General features: G+C 34.1%; 1 protein-coding gene. It reads right to left on the bottom strand.

The window, feature by feature from the left end; translation table 11 throughout:
* A partial coding sequence (gene istA / locus ACFFIS_RS05945) for an IS21 family transposase (protein WP_390186583.1) occupies positions 1 to 1,136 on the bottom strand: 1,136 nt, incomplete at both ends.

The raw sequence follows: 1,136 nt of genomic DNA, 5'->3' as shown, positions 1-1,136 counted from the left end.
TCGTCACTCTGCATTGAATGACCTTCGCTCGATAGAGATTGTTCGCATAGAAACAAAATTCTTTCTGTCGAAACATGATCCATCCGTATGGCTTTAAGCTGCTCAATGGCGCTTATCACTTCATCAATATTGTTATTCATTTGTATATAAAGGATTAACTCTAGAAATTCTTTTTCTTTTCCTATATAATGTTCATAGTAGATATTTTTAATTTTTGTTGGTGCTTGCCTCAAACATTCACTTTGGGCGATAGCACCTTTTTTCCTTTCAAATGTTTTTAAATAATGATTAATATCCATAATCCATTGATGCAATCCCCAACATCGTTCATGTGTAGCGACCAGTTCACCTTCTACAAATAACTTTATTTTCTTTGCACCTACTTTGGCCTTAATATACTTTCCAACATGTCCCTCAGGGACAGAATAATGATTTTGCTTAAAAACAACCGTGCTATATTTATCCACTCTTACCTCTATCATATCTGCTGGATCAAAGGATGACATAGCAGGTCTAGACTGCACTGCTTCTTGCCCCAATAATTCATGATGTGACACTTTATGTTCGTGATGAGTTCTTTTATTTAATTTTACTAACGTGGTTTCTAAATGCATACTTGCTTCATTTAAACTTTGGAAAGAGTATACCGCTGAAAATGCCTTTCTACGAATGAAATCAACACTTCTTTCTACATGGCCTTTTTCATTACCTTTTCTTGGTTGGCATAACCGAATGTTAAACTCATAATAATTCGATAAGTGAACCATACTATCAGTTATTTTTCTTTCTGTGCCAACGAATTGCTTCACGACTGTTCTCATATTGTCATAAGTAAATACCTTTGGTATGAATCCGATATGATTAATAAATTCAGTATGAACATCTAGCACACAAACCATAGATTGAGATTCATATATTCTCGCAAATCGATAATTACTGTACGGTAAAGTGAAAATCGCTAAATAATATACTTTTAATTTTTGATCAATCTCTAGCTTAATTTCTCCCCAATCAAATTCAACTTCATATCCTGCTTCGGCATGTCGACGAATAAATACCTCTTTCGCTTTTGATGTTTCTTTGTTTACGAAATTACGTACCGTTGTATAGCTAATATCGTGTCCTTCATCCAATAG

This window comes from Paracerasibacillus soli, assembly GCF_042432965.1.
Lineage (GTDB): Bacteria > Bacillota > Bacilli > Bacillales > Amphibacillaceae > Paracerasibacillus > Paracerasibacillus soli.
The sequence above is the reverse complement of the archived record's forward strand: the minus strand, read 5'-3'. Positions and strand labels throughout refer to the sequence as shown.